The sequence below is a fragment of the Leifsonia sp. McL0618 genome (genome assembly GCF_049994905.1).
In the GTDB taxonomy this organism is placed as follows: Bacteria; Actinomycetota; Actinomycetes; order Actinomycetales; family Microbacteriaceae; genus Diaminobutyricibacter.
Genome location: NZ_CP188258.1, coordinates 292,414 through 315,740 on the forward strand (window position 1 = coordinate 292,414; position 23,327 = coordinate 315,740).

19 protein-coding genes are annotated in these 23,327 nt (G+C 68.2%); 12 read left to right on the plus strand and 7 right to left on the minus strand.

The window, feature by feature from the left end; translation table 11 throughout:
- The first annotated feature begins 24 nt into the window (after nt 1–24).
- The 6 genes from ddaH to ACPPVQ_RS01455 all read left to right on the plus strand — a co-directional run bounded on the left by ddaH (nt 25) and on the right by ACPPVQ_RS01455 (nt 6,511).
- Entirely contained in the window at nt 25–900 is an 876-nt protein-coding gene (ddaH, locus tag ACPPVQ_RS01430; protein ID WP_426517875.1) for a dimethylargininase, read from the plus strand.
- A 14-nt stretch (nt 901–914) separates the two neighbouring features.
- Nucleotides 915–2,174, plus strand: coding sequence for an ornithine--oxo-acid transaminase (rocD, locus tag ACPPVQ_RS01435; protein WP_426517877.1), 1,260 nt, complete (start codon nt 915–917; stop codon nt 2,172–2,174).
- A gap of 149 nt (nt 2,175–2,323) precedes the next feature.
- The gene (locus ACPPVQ_RS01440; protein WP_426517879.1) at nt 2,324–3,925 is read left to right on the plus strand and encodes a glycosyltransferase family 39 protein; all 1,602 of its coding nucleotides are present in this window, start codon (nt 2,324–2,326) and stop codon (nt 3,923–3,925) included.
- Nucleotides 3,926–4,040: 115 nt separating this feature from the next.
- Nucleotides 4,041–4,928 carry an SMP-30/gluconolactonase/LRE family protein gene (locus ACPPVQ_RS01445; RefSeq protein WP_426517881.1) on the plus strand — a complete coding sequence of 296 codons (888 nt, stop codon included), beginning with the start codon at nt 4,041–4,043 and terminating at the stop codon, nt 4,926–4,928.
- Nucleotides 4,929–4,974: 46 nt separating this feature from the next.
- A complete protein-coding gene (locus ACPPVQ_RS01450; protein WP_426517883.1) occupies nt 4,975–5,610 on the plus strand; it encodes an MOSC domain-containing protein in 636 nt (211 codons plus the stop codon).
- Nucleotides 5,611–5,641: 31 nt separating this feature from the next.
- Entirely contained in the window at nt 5,642–6,511 is an 870-nt protein-coding gene (locus ACPPVQ_RS01455) for a LysR family transcriptional regulator (protein WP_426517885.1), read from the plus strand.
- Nucleotides 6,512–6,543: 32 nt separating this feature from the next.
- On the opposite strand, the gene ACPPVQ_RS01460 is transcribed toward ACPPVQ_RS01455, so the two are convergent.
- The 7 genes from ACPPVQ_RS01460 to ACPPVQ_RS01490 all read right to left on the minus strand — a co-directional run bounded on the left by ACPPVQ_RS01460 (nt 6,544) and on the right by ACPPVQ_RS01490 (nt 14,037).
- Nucleotides 6,544–7,401 (minus strand): aldo/keto reductase, encoded by an 858-nt coding sequence (locus ACPPVQ_RS01460; RefSeq protein WP_426521359.1) that lies wholly within the window; start codon nt 7,399–7,401, stop codon nt 6,544–6,546.
- Between the two features lie 49 nt (nt 7,402–7,450).
- Nucleotides 7,451–8,422: an aldo/keto reductase gene (locus tag ACPPVQ_RS01465; protein ID WP_426517887.1), complete on the minus strand. Its 972-nt coding sequence runs from the start codon at nt 8,420–8,422 to the stop codon at nt 7,451–7,453.
- 91 nt (nt 8,423–8,513) lie between these two features.
- A complete protein-coding gene (locus ACPPVQ_RS01470) occupies nt 8,514–9,176 on the minus strand; it encodes a nucleoside/nucleotide kinase family protein (RefSeq protein WP_426517889.1) in 663 nt (220 codons plus the stop codon).
- A 47-nt stretch (nt 9,177–9,223) separates the two neighbouring features.
- Nucleotides 9,224–9,481 (minus strand): glutaredoxin family protein, encoded by a 258-nt coding sequence (locus ACPPVQ_RS01475; RefSeq protein WP_426517891.1) that lies wholly within the window; start codon nt 9,479–9,481, stop codon nt 9,224–9,226.
- 132 nt (nt 9,482–9,613) lie between these two features.
- Nucleotides 9,614–12,112 (minus strand): alpha-L-rhamnosidase N-terminal domain-containing protein, encoded by a 2,499-nt coding sequence (locus ACPPVQ_RS01480; protein ID WP_426517893.1) that lies wholly within the window; start codon nt 12,110–12,112, stop codon nt 9,614–9,616.
- Nucleotides 12,113–12,127: 15 nt separating this feature from the next.
- Entirely contained in the window at nt 12,128–12,913 is a 786-nt protein-coding gene (locus ACPPVQ_RS01485) for a nucleotidyltransferase domain-containing protein (RefSeq protein ID WP_426517895.1), read from the minus strand.
- Nucleotides 12,910–14,037 (minus strand): LacI family DNA-binding transcriptional regulator, encoded by a 1,128-nt coding sequence (locus ACPPVQ_RS01490; protein WP_426517897.1) that lies wholly within the window; start codon nt 14,035–14,037, stop codon nt 12,910–12,912. The genes ACPPVQ_RS01485 and ACPPVQ_RS01490 overlap by 4 nt, the downstream gene beginning before the upstream one ends.
- Nucleotides 14,038–14,434: 397 nt before the next feature.
- Here ACPPVQ_RS01490 and ACPPVQ_RS01495 point away from each other — a divergent pair, with 397 nt between their 5' ends.
- From ACPPVQ_RS01495 to ACPPVQ_RS01520, 6 genes are all read left to right on the plus strand, one after another.
- Nucleotides 14,435–15,745 (plus strand): ABC transporter substrate-binding protein, encoded by a 1,311-nt coding sequence (locus tag ACPPVQ_RS01495; protein ID WP_426517899.1) that lies wholly within the window; start codon nt 14,435–14,437, stop codon nt 15,743–15,745.
- Between the two features lie 114 nt (nt 15,746–15,859).
- Nucleotides 15,860–16,804, plus strand: a complete 945-nt coding sequence (locus tag ACPPVQ_RS01500) for a carbohydrate ABC transporter permease (protein WP_426517901.1) — start codon at nt 15,860–15,862, stop codon at nt 16,802–16,804.
- A complete protein-coding gene (locus ACPPVQ_RS01505; protein ID WP_426517905.1) occupies nt 16,801–17,634 on the plus strand; it encodes a carbohydrate ABC transporter permease in 834 nt (277 codons plus the stop codon). Before ACPPVQ_RS01500 ends, ACPPVQ_RS01505 begins: the two co-directional genes overlap by 4 nt.
- Nucleotides 17,635–17,724: 90 nt before the next feature.
- On the plus strand, nt 17,725–20,001 hold the full coding sequence (locus ACPPVQ_RS01510) for a family 78 glycoside hydrolase catalytic domain (RefSeq protein WP_426517907.1): 2,277 nt from the start codon (nt 17,725–17,727) through the stop codon (nt 19,999–20,001).
- A 54-nt stretch (nt 20,002–20,055) separates the two neighbouring features.
- Nucleotides 20,056–21,219: an L-rhamnose isomerase gene (rhaI, locus tag ACPPVQ_RS01515; RefSeq protein ID WP_426517909.1), complete on the plus strand. Its 1,164-nt coding sequence runs from the start codon at nt 20,056–20,058 to the stop codon at nt 21,217–21,219.
- Nucleotides 21,216–23,267 (plus strand): bifunctional aldolase/short-chain dehydrogenase, encoded by a 2,052-nt coding sequence (locus ACPPVQ_RS01520; RefSeq protein ID WP_426517911.1) that lies wholly within the window; start codon nt 21,216–21,218, stop codon nt 23,265–23,267. Before rhaI ends, ACPPVQ_RS01520 begins: the two co-directional genes overlap by 4 nt.
- Nucleotides 23,268–23,327: the final 60 nt, after the last annotated feature.

Below are 23,327 nucleotides of genomic sequence, written 5' to 3' on the forward strand. Positions count from 1 at the left end.
GGTTCATCGTGTGACACTAGACCCATGTCGATCACATCCGAGGACGAGCAGGCCGGCACCGCTGCGGCCGTCACCGCGCTGCCGGTGCGCGAGCCCGTCATCCGCTCGGTGCTGATGTGCCGCCCCGACTTCTTCACCGTCGTCTACCGCATCAACCCCTGGATGGATCCGCACCTGCCGACCGACACCGGCCTCGCCGTACGGCAGTGGGAGGAGCTCTACCGCACCTACCTCGACCTCGGGTTCGACGTGCAGCTCATCGACCCGATCGACGGCCTTCCCGACATGGTCTACGCGGCCAACGGCGGCCTCGTGATCGACAACGTCGCCTACGGCGCCAGCTTCACCTACCCCGAGCGGCAGCCGGAAGGCCCCGCGTACATGACCTGGTTCCGCGACCACGGGTTCGAGGTGGCCGAGCCCGAGAACATCAACGAAGGCGAAGGCGACTTCCTGCTGGTCGGGGGAACGATCCTCGCCGGCACCGGGTTCCGCAGCGGCACGGCGAGCCATGACGAGCTCGGCCGCATCTACAACCGCGAAGTCCTCACCCTCAACCTCGTGGACCCGAGCTTCTACCACCTGGACACCGCTGTTGCGGTGCTCGACGGAACCCCCGGCCAGGAGCACATCGCCTACCTGCCGAGTGCGTTCGACGAAGCGAGTCTGGAGGCCCTGCATGATCGCTACCCGAACGCGATCATCGTCACCGAAGAAGACGCATCGGTGTTGGGCCTCAACTCGTTCTCGGACGGCTACAACGTCGTGATCGCCTCGCGTGCCGTCGACTTCGACCGGCAGCTTCGCGAGCACGGCTACAACCCGATCGGCGTCGACCTGTCAGAGCTCCTGCTCGGCGGCGGCGGCGTCAAGTGCTGCACCCTGGAATTGCGGCGTTGAGAGAAAGACCGTCGATGACAACGAACCGGACGCAGCAGCACACCGAGCCGCCGGCGCCGACCGCGCACCAGGCCGAAGCGATCGCACGGGAAGAAGCGCACACGGCGCACAACTACCATCCGCTGCCGGTCGTGATCGCCTCCGGTGAGGGCGCCTGGGTGACCGACCTCGACGGCCGCCGGTACCTCGACTGCCTCGCCGCCTACTCCGCGGTGAACTTCGGGCACTCGAACCCCGAACTGCTGGCTGCGGCCCACGCGCAACTCGACCGCCTCACCCTGACGAGCCGGGCCTTCCACAACGACCAGCTCGGCCCCTTCGTAGAGGAGCTGGCTGCTCTCGCCGGCAAGGACATGGTGCTCCCCATGAACACCGGCGCCGAAGCCGTCGAGTCGGGCATCAAGGTCGCCCGCGCGTGGGGATACCGCGTCAAAGGCGTTTCCGGCGGGCGCGCCAACATCATCGTCGCGTCGGGAAATTTCCACGGCCGAACCACGACCATCGTCAGCTTCTCCGACGATCCGGATGCCCGTAACGACTTCGGTCCGTTCACGCCCGGTTTCCGTACGGTGCCCTACGGCGATGCCGAAGCGCTCGCCGCAGCGATCGACGACGACACCGTTGCCGTGCTGATCGAGCCCATCCAGGGTGAGGCCGGCATCCTCGTGCCCCCGGCCGACTACCTTCCTGCGGTGCGAGCGATCTGCACCGAACACAATGTGCTGTTCATCGCCGACGAGATCCAGTCGGGGCTCGGCCGCACCGGAGCGACGTTCGCCTGCGACCTCGTCGGCGTCGTGCCAGACCTCTACCTGCTCGGCAAAGCGCTGGGCGGCGGCATCGTGCCCGTCTCTGCGGTCGTCGGCGATGCGGACATCCTCGGTGTGCTCCGCCCGGGCGAGCACGGCTCGACCTTCGGCGGCAACCCGCTGGCGGCGGCCATCGGCCGCACAGTGGTCGGGATGCTCGCCACCGGCGAGCCGCAGGAACGCGCGCGCCTTCTCGGGATGCGTCTGCACAACGGACTCGAGCGTCTCGTCGGCCGCGGTGTGATCGCCGTGCGCGGCGCCGGACTCTGGGCGGGCATCGACATCGACCCCGCACTCGGAACCGGCCGTGACGTGTGCGAGCTCCTCATGGAACGCGGCCTGCTGGCGAAGGATACGCACGGGTCCACCATCCGCCTCGCCCCTCCGATCGTCGTCGACCCGGCCGACCTGGACTGGGCTGTCGACCAGCTCGAGGCCGTTCTGCTGGAGCTCTCCGCACGCTGAATCCCGCGGTGAACTCGCGGCGAAGGCTTCGAGTACTCTCAGTGAATCTCCTGAATCTCCGGCGCCTTCCCAAGCGCTTCCACCTCTAATGGAGGAGGGGATCGACCGATTCCTTCATCCGGCTCCACCGGCGGGAGGGCGAGAAGACCGTGCTCGAGAGTGTCCGCACGCCCGTCGTATCGCCGCCGCGTCCGGCGGCCCCACCTCGCGCCCGCGCCCGGACCATGCGCACGGCCGGCATCCTGTCGGTCATCGCGTTCGCACTGTCGGCGCTCGGGTCGTGGATCCCGTCGTTCTGGGGCGACGAGGGCGCGAGCATCATGTCGGCGGAGCGCCCGTTGCCTTCCCTGTTCGTGATGCTCGGCAACGTGGATGCGGTGCACGGCACCTACTATTTGCTGCTTCACTTCTGGATACAGGCTTTCGGTGCGTCCCCGCTGTCGGTGCGGCTGCCGAGCGCGCTCGCTGTCGGTGCCGCCGTTTTCGGCGTGGTACTGCTCGCGGAACGCCTCGCGAGCTACCGGGTCGCCGTCCTGGCCGGCTGCGTCTGCGTACTGCTGCCCCGCGTGACCTACATGGGCGAGGAGGCGCGAAGCTACGCGATGAGTGCCGCCTGCGCGGTCTGGCTGACCGTGCTGCTGGTGCGTGCGCTCTCCCGGCGCGAGCGCCGATGGACCGTGTGGATACCGTATGGGGTCCTGCTCGCGGTGTCGGCGTACATCTTCCTCTTCACCCTCCTCATCGTGGCGGCCCACGCGGTGACGATCCTCACGGTCACCCGTTCCGGTCGCGTTCTCCGGGCCTGGGCCGCAGCGGTGCTCGCCGCCGTCGTGGCCGCCGGACCTCTCATCTACTGGGCATTCGTCGAACGAAAGCAGATCTCGTACCTGCAGACCGCCGATGCGGTGAACGCCCAGACGGTCGGAGTCGACCAGTGGTTCGGCAACATCGCGATGGCGATCCTGGCCTGGGGACTCATCGCGGTCGGAATCGTCGTCGCTGTGCGCGCCCTGCTGAGGGCGCGCGACCGCAGGCGCGGTGAGATCGCGGATGCGATGCGCTCGGCACGCGGGCGGGCGACCGCATTCCGCGCCGCGGGCATCCTCACGCCTCGTGACCCTGGCCTGCCCAGCCTGTTCGTGGTCGCGGCGACCTGGGCGTTCATCCCGATGCTGATCCTGCTCGCCGGAGACCTCGTCAGCGCGATGTACACCGTGCGCTACCTGTCGTTCGCGGCCCCCGCCGTCGCCCTTCTCATCGGGCTCGTGCTCGCCCTGCCCGCCCGCCGCTGGATCTCAGTCGTCGGCCTCGTCGCCGTGCTCGCCGCATCCGTGCCCACCTACGTCTACCAGCGCACGCCGTTCGCCAAGAACGAGAGCGACTGGGCCCAGATCGCCGACACGATCAAAACGCATGCGAAGCCGGGCGATGCCGTCGTGTTCGACCAGACGAGCAAACCGTCGCGTCGCCCCAGGCTCGCGCTGCACACCTACCCGGCGGCCTTCGCCGGGCTCGCCGATCCGACACTCGCAGTGCCGTTCCAGAAGAACACCTGGTGGTGGGACCAGGTGCACACGATCGGTGCGGTCGCCGGCAAGTTCCGCGACATCGACCGGGTCTGGGCTGTCGAATACCGGCTTCCCGACCGGCCCGCCGACACGTGGGGGATGTCCCAGCTGCGCGCACTCGGCTACACCGTGACGGCCGAATACCCGGGCCATCGCTCGGTCGTCTACGAGCTCTCGCGCTGAGAACAACCGGCGCCGGGCACAGGAAAAAGCATCCCAATCCGCCGATTCGACGTGCACTTCCCTGTGCTCGACGTCTCTGTGCTCGACGGGTGTGGGCGCGGGCTAGCATGGGCGGGTGACCCAGGCGACCCCTCTCGAGACCGAAGCGTTCATCCTCTCCGAAGGACCGACCTGGGATCCGGCCGACGGCCGCGTCATGTGGGTGGACCTCGAGGCGGGGCGCATCCTCTCGGCGGTGTGGGCGGATGGCCGGCTCGGCGAGATCAGGTCGGTGTCGGTCGGCGAGCAGGTCGGATGCGCGTTCCCGATCGGCGGCGGGCGCTACCTTGCGGCGCTCACCCGTGAGCTCGCGATCGTGGATGCGGACGGCTCGATCGAGCGGAGCGCCCCGCTCACGCCGGAGGGGACGCGGTTCAACGACGGCAAGATCGACCCGGCCGGGCGCCTGGTCGCCGGCACCCTCGCGCTGAACGAAGAAGGCTGGGACCACCTGCTGCTGCGGCTCGAGCACGACGGCAGCGTCACGACCCTGGATGCCGACCTCGGCCTCTCGAACGGCCTCGGCTGGTCGCCGGACGGCACGGTCTTCTACTCGATCGACACGCCGCGCCGCACGGTGTTCCGCCGCGACTACGACGTCGCGACCGGCGCGGTCGGGCAGCGTGACGTGTTCATCGACCTGGTCGACGCGTATCCCGACGGCATGACCGTCGATGCCGACGGCAACCTGTGGATCGCGATCTGGGGCGGCCACGAGGTGCGCTGCTACGACGCATCCGGGCGTCGGCTTGCGGATGCCACGGTGGCGGTGGATGCGCCCCACGTCTCGAGCGCAGCCTTCGTCGGTCCCGACCTCGACGCGCTGGTGATCACGAGCGCGAGCCGCGACCTGTCGCCGGAGGAGCGCGTGCGCTGGCCGCACGCCGGCGGCCTGTTCGCCGCGCGCCCCGGCGTGCGCGGCCTCGCCCCCACCCTCTGGCGCGAGGCGCCCCTCCCGGGCTGAGCCGGTCGCGACCCGAGGCGATCCGCGATCGGGGAGAATGGGGCGCATGGGTGAACTTCTCGCGGTGTGCCGCGTCGACCGTCTCCTGCCCGATCCCGGCACGGTCGGCGTGACCGCGATCGACAAACGTCCCGTCGACGAGCCGCTCCGGGTGCGGCCGCTCGGGCTGTACGGCGACGTCCAGGCCAGCCGCAAGCATCACGGCGGCGTGACGAAGGCGCTCTACGCTTACGCCGACGAAGACGCCCGGGTGTGGGCGGATGCGCTCGGTCGCGACATCCCGCCGGGCCTGTTCGGTGAGAATCTGCGCACATCCGGGCTGGATGTGTCCGGTGCCGAGATCGGCGAACGGTGGCGCATCGGCGACGAACTGGTGGTCGAGGTGACGTTCCCGCGGACTCCGTGCGCCACGTTCCAGAGGCGCATGGGCGAGCGGAAGTGGGTGCGGCGGTTCACCGAGGCGGGCATGCCGGGCGCGTACCTGCGCGTTGTCCACAGCGGCACGATCGCCGCCGGCGATTCCGTCGAGGTCGTGTCGAGGCCCGGTCACGGGGTGACGGTCGCGTCGTGGTTCACGGCAGCGGATGCTCGCCAGTCGGCCGCGCTCGCCGCCGCTGAACGTGAGGGGACGGTCACGCTGGCGCCCGAGTTGCGTGAGGCTATGGCGAAGCTCAGCAGATGAATCGAACGCCATTGAGCAGTAGAATCGCACAATGGAGCTTCGCCAGTTAGAGCATTTCGTCACCGTCGCAGAGGAGCGTCACTTCACCCGTGCCGCCGAACTCCTCCAGATCTCGCAGTCGGGACTGTCCGCATCCATCCGGTCACTTGAACAGGAACTGGGAACATCCCTGTTCATTCGCAGCACCCGCCGCGTCGAACTGACGACCGCCGGACAGGCGCTGCTCGCCGACTCGGTGCGCACGCTCGCGAGTGCCGCCGCCGCCCGCAACGCCGTCGCCGCGGTGCGCGGGCTCGTGCGCGGCCGCCTCACGATCGGCGCGGAACCGTGCCTCGGGTCCGTCGACATCCCGGGCGAGCTGGCGGCGTTCCGCACCGCCAACCCGGGCGTCGAAGTGCGGCTGCGGTATGCAGGCTCGGTCGACCTCGTCGAGTCGGTCGCCGAAGGGCGAGTGGATGTCGCCCTCGTCGTCGACACCGGCCATACGCCCCCTGGCGTACAGCTGCGCCCCCTCAGCACCCAGTCGATGCTGGTGCTCTGCCACCCGGACCACCGGTTCGCGTCCCTGGACGCCGTCGACCTCGACGAGCTCCGCACCGAGTCGCTGATCGGGTTCCAGCACGGATGGGGTGCCCAGGTGCTCGCGCGGCGGGCGTTCGCGACGGCCGGGTTCGACTATCGCGCGGCGCTCGAGGTCAACGACGTGCATCCGCTGCTCGACCTCGTCGGCTACAACCTGGGCGTCGCGATCGTGCCGGCCAGCTTCGCGAAGAAGCGGCCGGACGAGCTGCGCGCGATCCCGCTGCGCGGTGATGTGCCGTCGTGGACCGTCGGCGTCGCCGTCGCCGAGGAGCCGAGCCCCGCCGCCGGTGCCTTCCTGCAGCAGCTCGACCCCGCCTGACCCCGCCTGCCTGCCTCGAGGAGGGGTGGCTGTCAGGCGTCGAGCGCGGCGAACTCCTCGAGGGTGAGCTCGAGGTCGACGGCGGTCACCGAGTCGCGGATGCTCTCCGGACGCGACGCACCGGGGATCGGGATCACCCTCGGCGACTTGGCCAGGTGCCAGGCGAGCGCGACGACCTGCGGGCTGACGCCCCGAGCATCCGCGACCTGACGGAACGGCGCGAAGCGATCGCCCAGCTGACCGGCCGAACGGATGCCCCCGAGCGGGCTCCACGGCAGGAAAGCGATGCCGAGCTGGTCGCACAGCTCCAGTTCGGGTTCGCTCGAACGGAACGCCGGCGAGAACTGGTTCTGAACCGAGGCGAGGCGTCCGCCGAGGATGTCCTGTGCCTCACGGATCTGGTCGGGATCAGCGTTCGAGATGCCGGCCATGCGGATCACGCCTTCATCGAGCAGGTCGCGGATCGCCCCGACCGAGTCGCCGTATGGCACCGACGGGTCCGGGCGGTGGAACTGGTACAGCCCGATCGCGTCGCCGCCGAGCCGGGCGAGCGACGCCTTGGCTGCCTCCTTCAGGTACTCGGGGCGGCCATCCACGTACCAGCTGCCGTCGCCGGGGCGAAGGTGCCCGCCCTTCGTGGCGACCAGGACGGCGGAGGTGTCGCCGCCCCAGCTCGCGATCGCGCGGGCGAAAAGGGTCTCGTTGTGGCCGACCTCGTCCGCGTGCAGGTGGTACGCGTCTGCGGTGTCGAAGAAGGTGACACCCGCATCGAGGGCGGCATGGATGGTGGCGATGGAGCGAGCCTCGTCGGGTCGCCCTTCGATCGACATCGGCATTCCGCCGAGGCCGATCGCGCTCACCTCGACGGTGCCGATCGTGCGGGTCTTCAACTGTGTTCCGGTGTTCGTCATGAGTTGTCTCCGTATCTGCGTGGTCGGTTCACCACGCGTAGTCTTCAGGCGCAGTCTTGTGCCCGGGGAAGATCTCGTCGAGGCGGTCGAGCGCCGCCCGGTCGAGTTTCAGGTCGACGGCGCGGATGGCCGCATCGAGCTGGCCGCGCGTGCGCGGCCCGATGATCGGTGCCGTCACCGCGGGCTGGTGCAGCAGCCAGGCGAGGGCGAGGTCGCCCGGCTCCTGGCCCAGGTCATCCGCGAAATCTTCGTACGCCTCGATGGCCTCGCGGTGCGTCGCCAGGGTCTCGGCGGCGCGTCCTTCGAGGCGGCGAACGCCGTCGCGCTCCTTGCGTACGACCCCGCCGAGCAGCCCGCCGTGCAGCGGTGACCAGGCGATGACGCCGACCCCGTTCGCCTGGGCGGCCGGCAGCACTTCGAGCTCGACGTCGCGGGTGAGCAGGTTGTAGATGGACTGCTCGCTGACCAGGCCGGTGTAGTTGCGGCGGCGGGCCGCTTCCTGCGCGGTCGCGATGTGCCAGCCGGCGAAGTTGCTGCTGCCGGCGTAGAGGATCTTGCCCTGCGCGACAGCGACCTCCATGGCCTGCCAGATCTCGTCCCACGGGGTTTCGCGGTCGATGTGGTGGAACTGGTAGATGTCGACGTAGTCCGTCTTGAGGCGTTTGAGGCTCGCGTCGAGTGCGCGGCGGATGTTCAGGGCCGACAGCTTGCCGTCGTTCGGCCAGTCGCCCATCGCGCCATACAGTTTCGTCGCCAGAACGGTGCGCTCGCGGCGTCCGCTCCCGCTCGCGAACCAGTCGCCGACGATCTCTTCGGTCGCACCCTTGCCGCGGTGCTGGCCGTAGACGTTGGCCGTGTCGAAATAGTTGATGCCGTATTCGTGGGCCGCATCCATGATCGCGTGCGCGTCGGCTTCGGTCGTCTGGGGGCCGAAGTTCATCGTTCCCAGGCACAGTCGCGAGACGCTGAGGCCGGATCGGCCGAGGTGTGTGTACTCCATTACTTCACCCTCCGTCTTTGTCAGTCAGATGTCCAACAGGAAGTCTGGATGGCATTGTGCGGGCACGGTTCTGAATGCGGTGTGGTGAGGCTCAGGGGGAGGTGTCGACGACCAACGCAGCACGCGGGAGCGTCGTCTCGATGAGGAGAGCGTTCGCGCCGTCGACGTCACGTGCCCAGGCGAGAGCGGCCGCGGGAGTGCGGCCGTGCCGCTGGTGGCGGTCGACGAGGCGACGCATCCGCTCGCCTTCCGGCGCAGCACAGAACCACGCTTCGGCGAGCAGCGACGGGATGCGCGACCAGGGCTCCTCGTCGACGAGCAGGTAGTTGCCCTCGGCGACCACGATCTGCGTCTCCGGCGCGATCGTCAGCGCGCCGGCGATCGGCTCGTCGACGGCGCGGTCGAACCCCGGCGCATAGACCGGATGGTCTCGTTCGGTGTGGATGCGTTCGAGCAACCCTACGAAACCCCACCCGTCGAACGTGTCGATGGCGCCTTTGCGGTCGTGCCTGCCCAGCGCGTCGAGGGTTGCGTTCGCCAGGTGGAAGCCGTCCATCGGCAGGTAGGCGGCGGCGATGCCGCGTTCGCCGAGGGCGCCGACGATGTCAGCGGCCAGCGTGGTCTTGCCGGATCCCGGGCTGCCCGCGATGCCGAGGACGACCCGGGCATCCGCTCGAACCAACCGCGCAGCCCGAGTCGTCAGCGACTCGAGCACACCGTCGGCGTAGGTTCCGCGGGGCTGCCAGGGTGTCATTCGTCCATTCCGGCGTTCAGCGCGACGGCGCGCCGACGCCCTTCGACTCAGAGTGCGAGTGCTGCCTCGAGCTCGGCGTCGGTCGGCTCGACCAGGTGGCGCCCATCGGGGAACACGATCACGGGGATGTTCGTGCGGCCGCTGATCGCATAGGCGCGGTCGGCGCCACCGGGCACGGAGTCGAGGTCGATGTATTCGTAGTCGGTGCCGAGGCGTTCGAAGACGGCCTTGGAGCGACGGCAGTCGCGGCACCAGTCACCGCCGAACATGGTCACTCGGTCGAAGGTTTCGGGGGAAGAAGTCATCCCACAAGCCTAAGCACTGCTCGCTGAACGTCCGGTGCACGCGAGTGTGCCCCGTTTGGCCGAGAGTGCCGCGCGGAGCAGGCACGCTCGACCGCAACATTCACGCTCGGCGCGGCGAGGCGCAGCGCCCGGCTACAGCTCCAGCGAATGCGACCCGGCGGGCAGCGCCTCCTCCGCGCCGTCGGCGTGCACGAAGACGACGGGCACCGGCGACGTCACCGACACCGAGCCGCCGTCGACGCTCACGTGCACGAACCCGTGCGGCGTCGGCACGGCACCCTCGGCCCGCCCGAGTGATCCAAGTGCCGGAGCCACCCGAACGGATGCGAAACCCGGCTCGGCCGGCGTCAGCCCCAGCACGTAGGCGACGAGATCGCGCGTCGGGGCGCTGCTCCACCCGTGCACCGGGGTTCCCCATCCCCAGCACTCACCGAAGGTGTCGTACCCGTCGACGAGGAACTGCGACCAGCGCCGCATCAGCGTCACGAGGTCGCCCGCGCGCCCGCCGAGGGCCACCGCGTCGTGCACGACGTACGCGTAGAACGGCTCGGCGATGACGACTTCGCGCTCGGCGTCCCAGTCGATGTGCTGGATGCCGCGCATCTGGTCGGCGATCTTCTGCTGGTCGTACGACCCGTCGTCGCTGCCGATCCACGAGCGGACGACGAGCGTGGACGGGTCGGTGACGGCGTCGAGGATGCGGTCCCAGCGCGAACGCGGCGCGAGGCCGGACACGATCGCCGTGGCCCCCGCGGCCTGGGATGCGGGCGCCTGCGGCTTCCCGTCCACGATGTGGTCGATGTAGGTGCCGCGTCGCTCGTCCCAGAAGTCTTCGAACCCGACGGCGGCGGCCGCGTGGAGCCGGGCAGCCCACTCGGCCGCGCCCGCGTTGCCGGCGAACCGGCTGAGTTCGGCGAACTCGTCGAGCCCGCGCGCCCAGAGGGCGGTGAGCAGCGAACTGCGCCCGGTGACGAAGACGCTCGACCAGTCGACGAGGTTCCATTCGGGCACGTCCGCGAGGGTGCCGCGCTCGTCGACGTATGGCAGGTACCAGCGCAGGATCCCTTCCACCGTCGGCAGCAGCGCACGGATCTCGTCGAGGTCGCCCAGATAGCGATACAGGTTGTGCACGCCGTGCACCCAGTGCAGCGACCAGTCGGGGATGGTGAACCCGCCCGACGACTCGATCTCGCCCACGACGCTCATCGGCAGGATGCCGTCGGCCCGCGGCGAGTCGCCGAGCGCTGTGTAGGCGCGGGCGAGCCGCCAGTCGGCGTTGGTGGTCAGGTGCACGAGCTGGTGCACGACGCCGTCGCCGACCCAGGCGCGCTGTTCGCGCGTGGGGCAGTCGGTGAACGCATCCTGCGCGTTGCACTGCACGGTGCGGATGCCCGCCCGGTACAGCGCGTCGATCTCGGGGTCGTCCGAGCGGAAGAACGCCTCGCCGGTGTGGGGGTAGAGCCGCTCCTGCACCTCGACGCTTTCGATCACGGTCGACGCGTCGCCGCCGCTGATCACGAGGTGCATGAAGCGCATCCCGTTGACTTCGACGGCATCGAACCGGTCGTCGTGACCGCGGGCGGTGTAGCGCGCGCCGGTCTTCGGAATCGAGAAGCTCGACGCCTCGTCGGCCCGGTGCGGGCGTTCACGGTAGAGGATGTCGACCGTCGTGCCGGCCGCGGCCCGCAGTGTGATGTGCACGGTGCCGACGACGACACGGCCGAAGTCGAGGCTGACGATGGTGGCCGTCTGCGGCCCTGACGGTGCTTCGACGGGGAACGGGACGAGCGCATCGGACGACACCGTGTGGCCGTCGAGTGCGGCGCGCACGCGCGTCACCGGATGCTCGCCCGCCCCCGCCGTGAACGTCACCTCTCCACTGACACGCGCCTCCGCCGGCGCGACTCGTTGCCCGCCGACCGGGGCCGTGCGGCGCGGCAGCAGGGCTCCATACGGGTCGGTGGGCGGCTGCGTGCGGCCGAAGCCGCCGATGTGGGAGGCAGGACGCAGGTGTGCGTTCGGCCAGTCGCTGTCGTCGAGGTCGGGGGAGTCCCATCCGACCGGCAGTTCGCGCGCATCGACCAGTTCGACGGGGACGCCGTCGAGGCCTTCGAGGTCGGGGGAGGTCCAGGCCGTCGAGCGGTGCACCTTCCAGCCGGTGTCGGACACCAGCCAGCTGCTGCCGAGGCGGGCCTCGAAGGCGAGCACCGCATCCAGCCCCAGTCCCGTGTTGGCGGCGGCGGGCTGCCAGAATGCGGTCGGATGACCGTAGTAGGTGACGAGCACGGCGATCGTGTTCGCACCCTCGCGCAGCACGGGCGCAAGGTCGTATTCGTCGAACTTCTGCCGCCGCGGCTGCGATCGCGCGGGCCCGCGGCCGACCTCGACGCCGTTGACGACGAGCACATACCTCGAGTCGGCGGTGAGGCGCGCGGGCGCCGTGCCCGGGACCGAGTCGAGCATGACCGCCGTGCGGAAGATCGAGCGGTGGAACGGCGTCGGGGGGTCGGTCGCCTCGAGAGTGTCCGGCGCCACAGGCGGCGGCGGCTCGGTACCGATCCAGTGTGCGTGCCAGCCGATCCCGCTGAAAGCGGACGGCGGGGATGCGACGACGACGGTGCTGGGGGTCATGGGCGTTCTCCTCGGTTACGAATACTCGGGCGTCTTCGTGCGGTATCGCCAGGCGAGCTCGTTGTCGAGCACGAACCTCGACAGGGTCTCGTCGGCCGGGAGCACGGACCCGGTGAAGGTTTCGAGACTGGCGAGCAGGGCATCCGCAGCCTCGACGGTCGGATCGGCGACCACGGCGGTCAGGAGGGCGTCGAACCCGGTCGGCTTGTCGTCGAGCGCAGCCACCTGCTTCGCGAGGTATTTGGGTCCCGCGAAGAACACGCGGTTGTGGGCGAGAACGGCTCGCCCGGCGGACGCGGCGAAATGCACGGAGGCGTGACGAAGCAGCAGGAGATCGCCGCTGCCGAGCGCGCCCTTCAGAAAATAGTCGCCGTGCAGGCGGGCCTGGGCGACGAACGAGGCAACGCGGTCATCCCACAGGCCGTCTGGCACTGTGCCGATGCGCTCGATCCTCCGGGGCAGGTCGTCGACCCGGCTGAACGCGATGCGGGAGATGGCGAACGAATCGCGCACCGGGTCATCACCGCGCTCCGCTGCGTCGTCGAGGTAGGAGAGGGTGGCGAGCTTGACGTCGTAGTAGCCGCCCTCGTAGCCGATGTCCTCGTGCTCGACGTACATGAGTCGCCGCTGTTCGTAAGCCGTGTCCCACCGTTCTTCGCTGACGACGAGGTAGAGGTCGACATCCGAATCGGGTCGTTCCGTGCCGCGCGCGACGGAGCCCGTCACGACCACGGCGAGCACGTCGGGGTCTGTGGAAGCACGGGTGACGAAGCGTTCGACCGCGATCTCGTGGTGTTTCACAGAGCCAGTTCCTCGGCGGTCTCGTCGGTGGTCTCCTCGGTGGTCTCGTCGGCGGCGGGTTCGGCGCCCGCGGCCTCGCTCTCGAGGGATTCGCTCCACAGGGTCGCGGCGTCGAACGTGGCCGAACTGCTCGCCCGGATGACGAGCTCGGGCTGGTAGACGATCTGCTGCGTGTCGACATCGGGGTCGTCCGCCTCCGCGAGGAGGATGCTCACGGCCGACGCGCCGATGAGCCGGCTCGGCTGCCGGATCGAGGTGAGAGGCACGACCGAAGCGCCGGCGAACTGGATGTCGTCGTAGCCGACGAGTGCGATCTCGTCGGGGATGGCGATGCCGCCCTGCATGAACAGCCCCTGCAGCAGGCCGATGGCGAGCAGGTCGTTCGCGGCGAAGATCGCGTCCGGGCGTTCGGAGCGGGGGCGTGCGGCGATGGTGCGGCCGGCGGCCAGCCCTTCCTGTACGGTCAGGGCGTCGAGGAAGATGACCTCGAGGGTCACGTCGGGGTGCGGCGCCACAGCTTGCCGGGCGCCACGAAGGCGGTCGCTCACCTGGCGGATCTGCTGGGGCCCGCCGACGAATGCGATCCGCTTGCGCCCGGTGTCGACCAGATGCGAGGCGGCCAACGAACCCCCGGCCACGTCGTCGACCGAGACAGAGCTGAACGACAGATCGGTGCTCACGCGGTCGACCAGGACGGCGGGGATGCCGCGGTCACGCATCCTGCGCAGCCGTGCCTCCACGCTGCCGACCGGGGTGATGAGCACGCCGCGCACACGCAGCTCCTCGAAGAGGTCGAGGTAGCGGCCCTCGCGGTCTTTCTTGCGGTCACTGGTTCCGGCGATCACGGAGAACCCCGCCGTCGCGGCCGAGTCCTCGGCGGCGGCGGTGACCTCGGTGAAGAACGGGTTGCTGCCGCTGAGGGCGATGAGCCCGACGGCGTGACTTTGGCCGACACGGAGCTGGCGCGCGGCCTCGTTGCGCACGTAGGAGAGTTTCTCGATGGCGGCCATGACGCGTTCGATGGTCTCGGGCGCGACGATCTCCGGCCGGTTGAGCACGTTCGATACGGTGCCGATCGAGACGTGCGCCAAGGCGGCGACATCTTTGACGCTTGACGAGACCATGGTGTCCTCTCCGCCTCACATACTAGACACGAATGCAATTGAAACGATATTAATTTCCTCAGGATATGTTGTTACTGACCACAATTCGGTTTCTCGCGGGTTGTAACGACTACCGCACCTGGCAATCGGCGCGCGAGGTTCCCAGCCGGGGCAATGGCTGCGCGCAGGCGGATCCCAAGTGCCCCAAAGATCGTTGAAACGTCGCGGATCTGCGGCACAGGAAGCGTTTCGGGCGCCGCGGGAGCGACACGCCCGACCATCCCACAATCGTGACGATGCTGAATCGTTACAATCGGTTCTTGACGGCTCCGTGTCCTGCGCCTATGTTCGAGTGAAGCGTTTCAATGCCGACCCGGATTCCCCCCGGAAGCAGCGGCGCCAATACAAGGAGGTATTCATGTTCTCTCGGAAGACGACGGTTCGCGCCGCCGCCATTCTCGCTGGGGTGGCCCTGACCGGCCTCACCCTCGTGGGGTGCTCGACGAGCGGCAGCTCTGGCGGCGCATCCACGATCCGGCTGCTGGCCGGTGGCAACGACCCCGTTGCCACGAAGTTCGCCAACGACCTCGCTGCTGGGTTCCACAAGGCGAACCCGTCCATCACGGTCAAGGTCGACACTCGGCCCGGCGGCACGGACGGCGACAACCTGATCAAGACGAAGCTTTCGACCGGCACCATGGACGACGTGTTCCTGTACAACTCGGGGTCGCTGTTGCAGGCGCTGCACCCGGACAGCCAGCTGCAGCCGCTCACCAACGAGTCCTGGGTGAAGGATCTGACCCCCGACTTCAAGGCGGCGGTCAGTACCTCCAAGGCCACGTACGGGGCCCCGTGGGGAACCACCTTCGACGGCGGCATCATGTACAACAAGAAGGTCTACCAGCAGCTCGGGCTGACGGTACCGACGACCTGGGCCGAGTTCATCAGCAACAGCGAGAAGATCAAGGCCGCAGGCAAGACGCCTGTTCTCGTCTCCTACGGTGACACCTGGACCAGCCAGCTGTTCGTGCTCGCTGACTTCGCCAACGTGAGCGCGCAGGACTCGCAGTGGGCCGACCAGTACACGGCCAACAAGCGCAAGTACGTGAACCCGCCGGCGCTGGCAGGCTTCACGCACACCCAGGAGATCTTCGACAAGGGCCTGATGAACAAGGACTACGCGTCCCTGACCAACGTCAATGCCCTGAAGGAACTCGCCACAGGTGCCGGCGTGCAGTACCCGATGATCACCACGGTGATCGGCAACGTGGTGCAGTCGAACCCGACACAGGTCAACGACATCGGCTACTTCGCGATGCCGACCGACAGCGGCGACCCGCACGCGACGGTCTGGGAGTCCAATGGTGCGTACATTCCGAAGTCGACGACAGGTGACAAGCTGACGGCGGCCAAGAAGCTGATCGCATACCTGAACACGCCTGCCGGGTGTGCCATCCAGAACGGCACGGGCGTTCCTGCCGGTCCGTTCGCGATCAGCACCTGCAAGGTCCCGACCGACGCTCCGGCGCTGGTCGCTGACGAACTGAAGTACCAGCAGGACAACAAGACCGGTCTGGCGCTCGAGTTCATCTCGCCCATCAAGGGCCCGAACCTGGAGAAGATCCTGATCCAGGTCGGCTCGGGAATCACCAAGGCCAAGCCCGGTGCCGCCCTCTACGACAACGACGTGAAGGCGCAGGCACAGCAGCTCGGACTCAAGGGCTGGTAAGACACACCCCGACGGGACGCCTTCGGGCGTAGCGTCACCAATGCGGGGCCGACGGCCACCGGCCGTCGGCCCCGCAACACGCACCACAGCACCGAACTCGACGAGGAGCAACCAATGTCGACTGCCACCCCCGGGACCGCGATCCAAGCGGGCGACATCATCACGGACACCAATGCGCCCAAGACCCCGAAGAAGCGACGGCCGATCAAGTCGTACTATCCGACCTGGTTCTTCATCCCGGCGCTTGTGCTCTATGTCGTCTTCTTCGCACTGCCGACGTTCTCGTCGTTCTACTTCTCGCTGACCCGCTGGTCGCTCTTCGACTCGACGTTCATCGGCTTCGACAACTACGTGCAGTTCTTCAGCGACCCGCAGCTCTACACGAGCTTCATCCACACCCTGATCTACGCAGTGATCACGTCAGGCGCGAAGGTGATCCTCGGGTTCGCCCTGGCCCTCCTGCTCACGTCCCCCATCATCGGCCGGGGCTACCTGCGGGCGGTCGTCTTCTTCCCCGTGCTGCTCTCGACGATCGGTGTCGGGATCATGTGGAAATCGCTGCTCGACCCGTTCCACGGAATGGTCAACGCGGTACTCGGCTTCTTCGGGCTGCCGCAGCCGGGCTGGCTCACTGACCCGAACCTGGCCCTCTACAGCATCGCCGGCATCGACATCTGGAAGGGCGTCGGAATCGCGACGCTGATCTTCATGGCCGGCATCGTCGCCATCCCGCACGAGTACTTCGAAGCGGCCAGGATCGACGGCGCGGGTAGCTGGAAGATCCTGCGGCAGATCACGATGCCGCTCACCCGCGGTGCGACTGCGACCGTCATCATCCTCTCGCTCATCGGCGGACTCCGGTCGTTCGACATCATCTGGGTCACGACCGGTGGCGGTCCCGGCTTCACCAGCGACGTGCTCGCCTCGGTGATCTACAAGCAGTACCAGGCCGGGTTCTTCGGCCTCTCCACCGCGGGCAACGTCGTGCTCTTCCTCCTGGTCACGGTGATCATGGTCCCACTCTCGTACTTCCTCAACAGAAAGCAGGTGGAACTGTGACCCGCGAACGCCGCCGTGCCTGGATCGTCGGAAGCATTGCGATCCTCGTCTCCATCGTCGTCTTCCTCGTTCCCTTCGCGTTCGTCTTGCTCCAGGCAGCGAAGACGCCGGCTGAGGCCTCGAACCTGCAGTTCTCGTGGCCGACGAACTTCCAGTTCGTCCAGAACTTCTTCGACACCCTCAACTCGAACGACGGCGTCGTCTGGCGGGCCATCATCAACAGCACGATCCTCACGATCGGCTCCGTCATATTGATGGTGGCGATCGGCGCGATGGCGGGCTACGTGCTCGCCCGCAAGCGCAGCAAGTGGGGCCCGGTCGTCAACTTCTTCGTGCTCGCCGGGCTGATCGTGCCGCCAGCTGTGGTCCCCACCATCTGGGTGCTCCAGGGTCTCAAACTGTTCGGGACCATGCCGGGCATGATCCTGATCGAGGCGACGTTCGGGCTCTCGTTCTGCATCCTGCTGTTCCGTGCGTTCGTCGGGAACATCCCGCGCGAACTCGACGAAGCGGCAGTGCTCGACGGCGCCGGCCCGATCCGGCTGTTCGCCCGCGTGGTGCTGCCCCTGCTCCGCCCGGTGATCGTGACCGTTGTCGTCGTGCAGGCGGTCTTCGTGTTCAACGACTTCGCCGGCCCGCTGTACTTCCTCCCCAACTCCGACCAGGTCACCGTGCAGCTCGCGCTCTACACGTTCCAGGGCCAGAACCTGAGCTTCGTGAACCTGCTGTTCATGGCCATCTTCATCATCACCATCCCGCCGCTCATCGCCTACATCTTCTTCAACCGGCAGATCGTCGGCGGCATCACCAGCGGTGCAGTCAAGGGCTGATCCGCGCATCCGAAAGAACATACGAAACGGGCGGCCGCGCCAGTCGCAGCCGCTGACCGAGTACGACCGAAACACAATGGAGACACATCAATGAACTGGCAAGCCCGCATGATCGCCGCCGACGACGACTTCAACGGGGCCCCGCTGCTGCGCGGCGAGTTCGCCCTCGAGCAGGGCCACGGCGCTGTGACCGGTGCGACCCTCAGCCTCAGTGCGCAGGGCGTCGTCGAGGCCTGGCTGAATGGCAGCCCGGTCTCGGACGATCTGCTGACCCCCGGCTGGAGCAGCTACGAGTGGCGTCTCCGCTACGCCACCTACGACGTGACGAACCTGATCGACTCGACCAGCGTCCTCGGCCTCGCGCTCGGCAACGGCTGGTTCCGCGGCCGACTCGGCTGGTCGGGCCGCGGCGCGTTCTACGGTGACGAGCTCGGCGCGTTCGCCCAGCTCGAGGTCACCTTCGAAGACGGCTCGACGCAGGTCGTCGTCACCGACGACAGCTGGACCTCGGGCCCGAGCGCGGTTCTCGCGAACGACCTGTACGACGGCGAGACGATCGACGCCCGCCTCCGTGACGACGCGTGGCTGCGTCCCGGCTTCGCATCCGACGCCTGGACCGGGGTTCACGCCCTCGACTTCGACACCGAGAAGCTCAAACCCTACGTCGGGCCGCGCGTCACGCGCTGGAACGAACTCGCCGTGAAAGAGATCACCACCTCGCCCTCGGGCAAGACGCTGGTCGACTTCGGGCAGAACCTGGTCGGCTGGATCCGGGTCGCGGTACAGGGCCCGGAAGGCAGCGATGTCTCGATCAAGCACGCTGAGGTGCTGGAGCACGGCGAACTGGGCACCCGCCCGCTGCGCACGGCCCTCGCGACCGACCGCTACATCCTGAGCGGCGGCGACGACGTGTTCGAGCCGACGTTCACCTTCCACGGTTTCCGCTACGCGGAGATCACCGGATGGCCGGGCGAGCTGAAGCCCGAAGACCTCACCGCCGTCGCAATCGGTTCCGATCTCGAATGCATCGGCACCTTCCGCACGTCGGACCCGCTGCTCAACCAGTTCCACGAGAACGTCGTGTGGGGGATGCGCGGCAACTTCGTCGACGTGCCGACCGACTGCCCGCAGCGCGATGAGCGCCTCGGCTGGACCGGCGACATCGCCGCCTTCGCGCCGACAGCCGCGTTCCTCTACAACGTCGACTCATTCCTGAGCGACTGGCTCCTCGACCTCGACCTGGAGCAGCAGCACCACGACGGGATCGTCGGCTTCGTCATCCCGGACGTGCTCAAATACGCCGACCGCGACCGCCCGACTGAGTTCGGTCCGGTCGACTCGACCGCGATCTGGAGCGACGCCGCCGTTTGGGTGCCGTGGACGCTCTACCAGGCCTACGGCGACCGGGACGTGCTCAAGCAGCAGTTCACCTCGATGGCCACCCACGTGCGCCGGGTGAAGTCCCTGCTCTCCCCTGCAGGAGTGTGGGACGGCAACTTCCAGTTCGGCGACTGGCTCGACCCTGATGCGCCGCCGGAGGACCCTGCGAACGCCAAGGCCGACAAAGGCGTGGTCGCCACGGCGTGCGCCTACCACTCGGCCCGAATCGTCGGCGAGACCGCTGCGCTGCTCGGACTCACCGCCGAGCAGGCCGAGTTCGAGCAGATCGCGGGCGACCTGCGGGAAGCCTTCAACCGGGAGTACGTGAATGCAGGCGTCGTGAAGAGCGACTGCACCACGGTCTACTCGCTGGCGATCGTCTTCGGCCTGCTCGACGGCGCCGATGAGATCTTCGCCGGCAACCGGCTCGCCGAGCTCGCCGCAGAGGCGGGCTACCGCATCTCCACCGGTTTCGCAGGCACCCCGTTCATCGCGGACGCACTGACGCAGACCGGCCACCTGGACGACGCCTACAAGCTGCTCCTCGAGAAGGAGTGCCCGTCATGGCTGTACCCGGTGACCATGGGCGCGACCACGGTGTGGGAACGCTGGGACTCGATGCTGCCAGACGGCACCATCAACCCCGGTGAGATGACGTCGTTCAACCACTACGCCCTGGGCGCGGTGGCCGACTGGATGCACCGGGTCGTCGGCGGTATCGCGCCGCTCACCCCGGGCTACTCCGAGGTGCTGATCGCTCCCCAGCCGGGTGGCGGGCTCACCGAGGCGGAGACGGCGCTCGAAACCCCGCACGGCCGCATCGCCGTCTCGTGGACCGTCAGCGGCGACCAGTTCACCGTCGAGGTGGACATCCCTGCGGGCGTCACCGGCGTGCTGCGCCTGCACGGCGAGGACGACCAGCCCCTCGAGGCCGGCCATGTGTCTGCCACGGCATCCCTCCCGGCCCCGGTCGGAGCCGACACCTAGGCCGCGAGGCCCGGCCCGTTGTTTCGCACGCAACCCAAGAAATGAATGAGTGACATGACTGACCTGACCGACATCTCATCCGCCCTCGCTGCGCAGGCGATCGAACTCCCGTCGTGGGCGTTCGGCAACTCGGGCACCCGGTTCAAGGTCTTCGGGTCGCCGGGCACGCCTCGGGACCCGTTCGAGAAGATCTCGGATGCGGCCCAGGTGAACAGGTACACCGGCCTGTCGCCGACGGTTGCTCTGCACATTCCCTGGGACCTCGTCGACTCGTACGCCGACCTGCGCAAACACGCGGAGGACAACGGGGTGGCGCTCGGCACGATCAACTCGAACACGTTCCAGGACGACGACTACAAGCTGGGGTCGGTCACGCACAGTGACCCGAAGATCCGGCAGAAGGCGATCGATCACCACTTCGCGTGCATCGATGTGATGAACGAGACCGGGTCGCGGGATCTGAAGATCTGGCTCGCCGACGGAACGAACTATCCGGGCCAGGATGACATCCGGGCCCGTCAGGATCGCCTCGCCGATTCGCTGCAGAAGATCTACGCGCGGATCGGCGAGGGCCAGCGTCTGGTGCTCGAGTACAAGTTCTTCGAGCCGGCGTTCTACCACACCGATGTTCCGGACTGGGGTACGTCGTATGCGCATGTGGCGGCGCTCGGCGACCGCGCGTTCGTCTGCCTCGACACCGGGCACCACGCGCCGGGCACGAACATCGAGTTCATCGTCGCGCAGTTGCTGCGGCTCGGGAAGCTCGGCTCGTTCGACTTCAACAGCCGGTTCTACGCCGACGACGACCTGATCGTCGGCGCGGCCGACCCGTTCCAGCTGTTCCGCATCATCTTCGAGGTCATCCGCGGAGGCGGCCTGAACAACCCGGATGTGGCGTTCATGCTCGACCAGTGTCACAACATCGAGAAGAAGATCCCCGGCCAGATCCGCAGTGTGCTGAACGTGCAGGAGATGACGGCGCGTGCGCTTCTCGTCGACCGCAATGCGCTCGCCGCTGCCCAGGAGGCCGGTGACGTGCTCGGCGCGAACGGCATCCTGATGGACGCCTTCTACACGGATGTGCGCCCCGCGCTCGCCGAGTGGCGCGAGTCGCGCGGCTTCGACGGCGACCCGATGACCGCGTACGCGCTCAGCGGCTACCAGGAGAAGATCGAGGCCGACCGGGTCGGCGGCACGCAGGCAGGGTGGGGTGCATGATGAGCGCGGCAGAAGAGCTCATCGCCCGCTCCAACCGGCTGGGCTCCGACCCCCGCAACACGAACTACGCCGGCGGCAACACCTCGGCCAAGGGCACCGACACCGACCCCGTCACCGGTGAGCCGGTCGAGCTGCTGTGGGTGAAGGGCTCCGGGGGAGACCTCGGCACCCTGAAGGAGTCGGGTCTGGCTGTGCTGCGGCTCGACCGCCTGCGCGCGCTCGTCGACGTCTACCCGGGTGTGGACCGTGAGGACGAGATGGTCGCCGCGTTCGATTACACCCTGCACGGCAAGGGTGGTGCGGCCCCGTCGATCGACACCGCCATGCACGGACTGGTGGATGCGGCGCACGTCGACCACCTGCACCCCGACTCCGGCATCGCCATTGCGACCGCCGCCGACGGGGAGGAGCTGACCGCGAAGGCGTTCGGCGATCGCGTCGTCTGGGTGCCGTGGCGTCGCCCCGGCTTCCAGCTCGGCCTGGACATCGCCGCGCTCAAACGGGACAACCCCGGGGCGATCGGGGCGATCCTCGGCGGCCACGGGATCACCGCGTGGGGCGACACCTCCGACGAAGCTGAAGCCAACTCGCTGTGGATCATCGAGACGGCCGCCGCCTACATCGCGACGAACGGCCTGCCGCACCCGTTCGGTGAGACGATCGAAGGCTATGAGCCGCTCGACCCGGCCGAACGTCGTGCCAAGGCGGCAGCCCTCGCACCGCACCTGCGGGCGATCGCGTCGACCGACCGCGCCCAGGTCGGGCACTTCACGGATGACGAGGTCGTCCTCGATTTCCTGGCCAGCTCCGAGCATCCGCGCCTTGCCGCACTCGGCACAAGCTGCCCCGACCACTTCCTGCGCACCAAGGTCAAGCCGCTGGTGCTCGACCTGCCGGCCGGCGCCTCCATCGAGGACTCCGTCGCCCGGCTCGAAGAGCTGCACGAGGCGTACCGCGCCGACTACACCGCCTACTACGAGCGCGGTGCAGCGGATGCCCGGGCCCGCGGCGAAGAACCGCCCGCGATCCGTGGCGCCGACCCCGCGATCATCCTGATCCCCGGCGTCGGCATGTTCTCCTACGGCGCGAACAAGCAGACGGCGCGCGTCGCGGGCGAGTTCTACATCAACGCGATCAACGTGATGCGCGGCGCCGAGGCGCTCTCGACGTATGCGCCGATCGACGAGTCGGAGAAGTTCCGCATCGAGTACTGGGCGCTCGAGGAGGCAAAACTCCACCGGATGCCGAAACCCAGGCCGCTTCAGGGCCGGGTCGCGCTGGTGACCGGGGCGGCATCCGGAATCGGCAAAGCGATCGCCACGCGACTCGCCGCCGAGGGCGCATGCGTCGTCATCGCCGACCTCGACCTCGAGAAGGCGGAGGCGGCCGCGGCCGAGCTCGGGTCGGCGGATGTCGCGGTCGGCGTGGTTGCGAACGTGACCGACGAGTCGGCTGTGCAGCAGGCGGTGGATGCTGCCCTGCTCGCCTTCGGAGGCCTCGACCTGGTCGTGAACAACGCCGGCTTGTCGCTGTCGAAGTCGCTGCTGGAGACCACGGTCGCCGACTGGGACCTGCAGCACAACGTGATGGCGAAAGGGTCGTTCCTGGTCTCGCGCGCTGCGGCGAAGGTGCTCATCGACCAGAAGCTCGGCGGCGACATCGTCTACATTTCGTCGAAGAACAGCGTGTTCGCCGGCCCGAACAACATCGCCTACTCGGCAACCAAAGCCGACCAGGCGCACCAGGTGCGGTTGCTCGCTGCGGAGCTCGGCGAGTACGGTGTGCGCGTGAACGGCATCAACCCCGACGGCGTCGTACGCGGCTCCGGCATCTTCGCCGGCGGCTGGGGCGCCAAGCGTGCGGCCGTCTACGGCGTGCCCGAAGAGGAGCTCGGCAAGTACTACGCCCAGCGCACCCTGCTCAAGCGCGAGGTGCTGCCCGAGCACGTGGCCAACGCGGTGTTCGTGCTCTGCTCATCCGACCTCGACCACACCACCGGCCTGCACATCCCCGTCGACGCCGGGGTCGCCGCCGCCTTCCTGCGATGACTGCCGCCGCCGAGCATGCCGGCGCCGAGCGTCCCGGCGCCGAGCGTCCCCGCACCGAGC

Coding starts and splice junctions, on each gene's coding strand:
- rhaI (WP_426517909.1), top strand. CDS start 20,056: ATGACTGACCTGACCGACATCTCATCCGCCCTCGCTGCGCAGGCGATC.
- rocD (WP_426517877.1), top strand. CDS start 915: ATGACAACGAACCGGACGCAGCAGCACACCGAGCCGCCGGCGCCGACC.
- ACPPVQ_RS01520 (WP_426517911.1), top strand. CDS start 21,216: ATGATGAGCGCGGCAGAAGAGCTCATCGCCCGCTCCAACCGGCTGGGC.
- ACPPVQ_RS01450 (WP_426517883.1), top strand. CDS start 4,975: ATGGGTGAACTTCTCGCGGTGTGCCGCGTCGACCGTCTCCTGCCCGAT.
- ACPPVQ_RS01475 (WP_426517891.1), bottom strand. CDS start 9,481: ATGACTTCTTCCCCCGAAACCTTCGACCGAGTGACCATGTTCGGCGGT.
- ACPPVQ_RS01495 (WP_426517899.1), top strand. CDS start 14,435: ATGTTCTCTCGGAAGACGACGGTTCGCGCCGCCGCCATTCTCGCTGGG.
- ACPPVQ_RS01465 (WP_426517887.1), bottom strand. CDS start 8,422: ATGGAGTACACACACCTCGGCCGATCCGGCCTCAGCGTCTCGCGACTG.
- ACPPVQ_RS01490 (WP_426517897.1), bottom strand. CDS start 14,037: ATGGTCTCGTCAAGCGTCAAAGATGTCGCCGCCTTGGCGCACGTCTCG.
- ACPPVQ_RS01455 (WP_426517885.1), top strand. CDS start 5,642: ATGGAGCTTCGCCAGTTAGAGCATTTCGTCACCGTCGCAGAGGAGCGT.
- ACPPVQ_RS01480 (WP_426517893.1), bottom strand. CDS start 12,112: ATGACCCCCAGCACCGTCGTCGTCGCATCCCCGCCGTCCGCTTTCAGC.
- ACPPVQ_RS01510 (WP_426517907.1), top strand. CDS start 17,725: ATGAACTGGCAAGCCCGCATGATCGCCGCCGACGACGACTTCAACGGG.
- ddaH (WP_426517875.1), top strand. CDS start 25: ATGTCGATCACATCCGAGGACGAGCAGGCCGGCACCGCTGCGGCCGTC.
- ACPPVQ_RS01470 (WP_426517889.1), bottom strand. CDS start 9,176: ATGACACCCTGGCAGCCCCGCGGAACCTACGCCGACGGTGTGCTCGAG.
- ACPPVQ_RS01500 (WP_426517901.1), top strand. CDS start 15,860: ATGTCGACTGCCACCCCCGGGACCGCGATCCAAGCGGGCGACATCATC.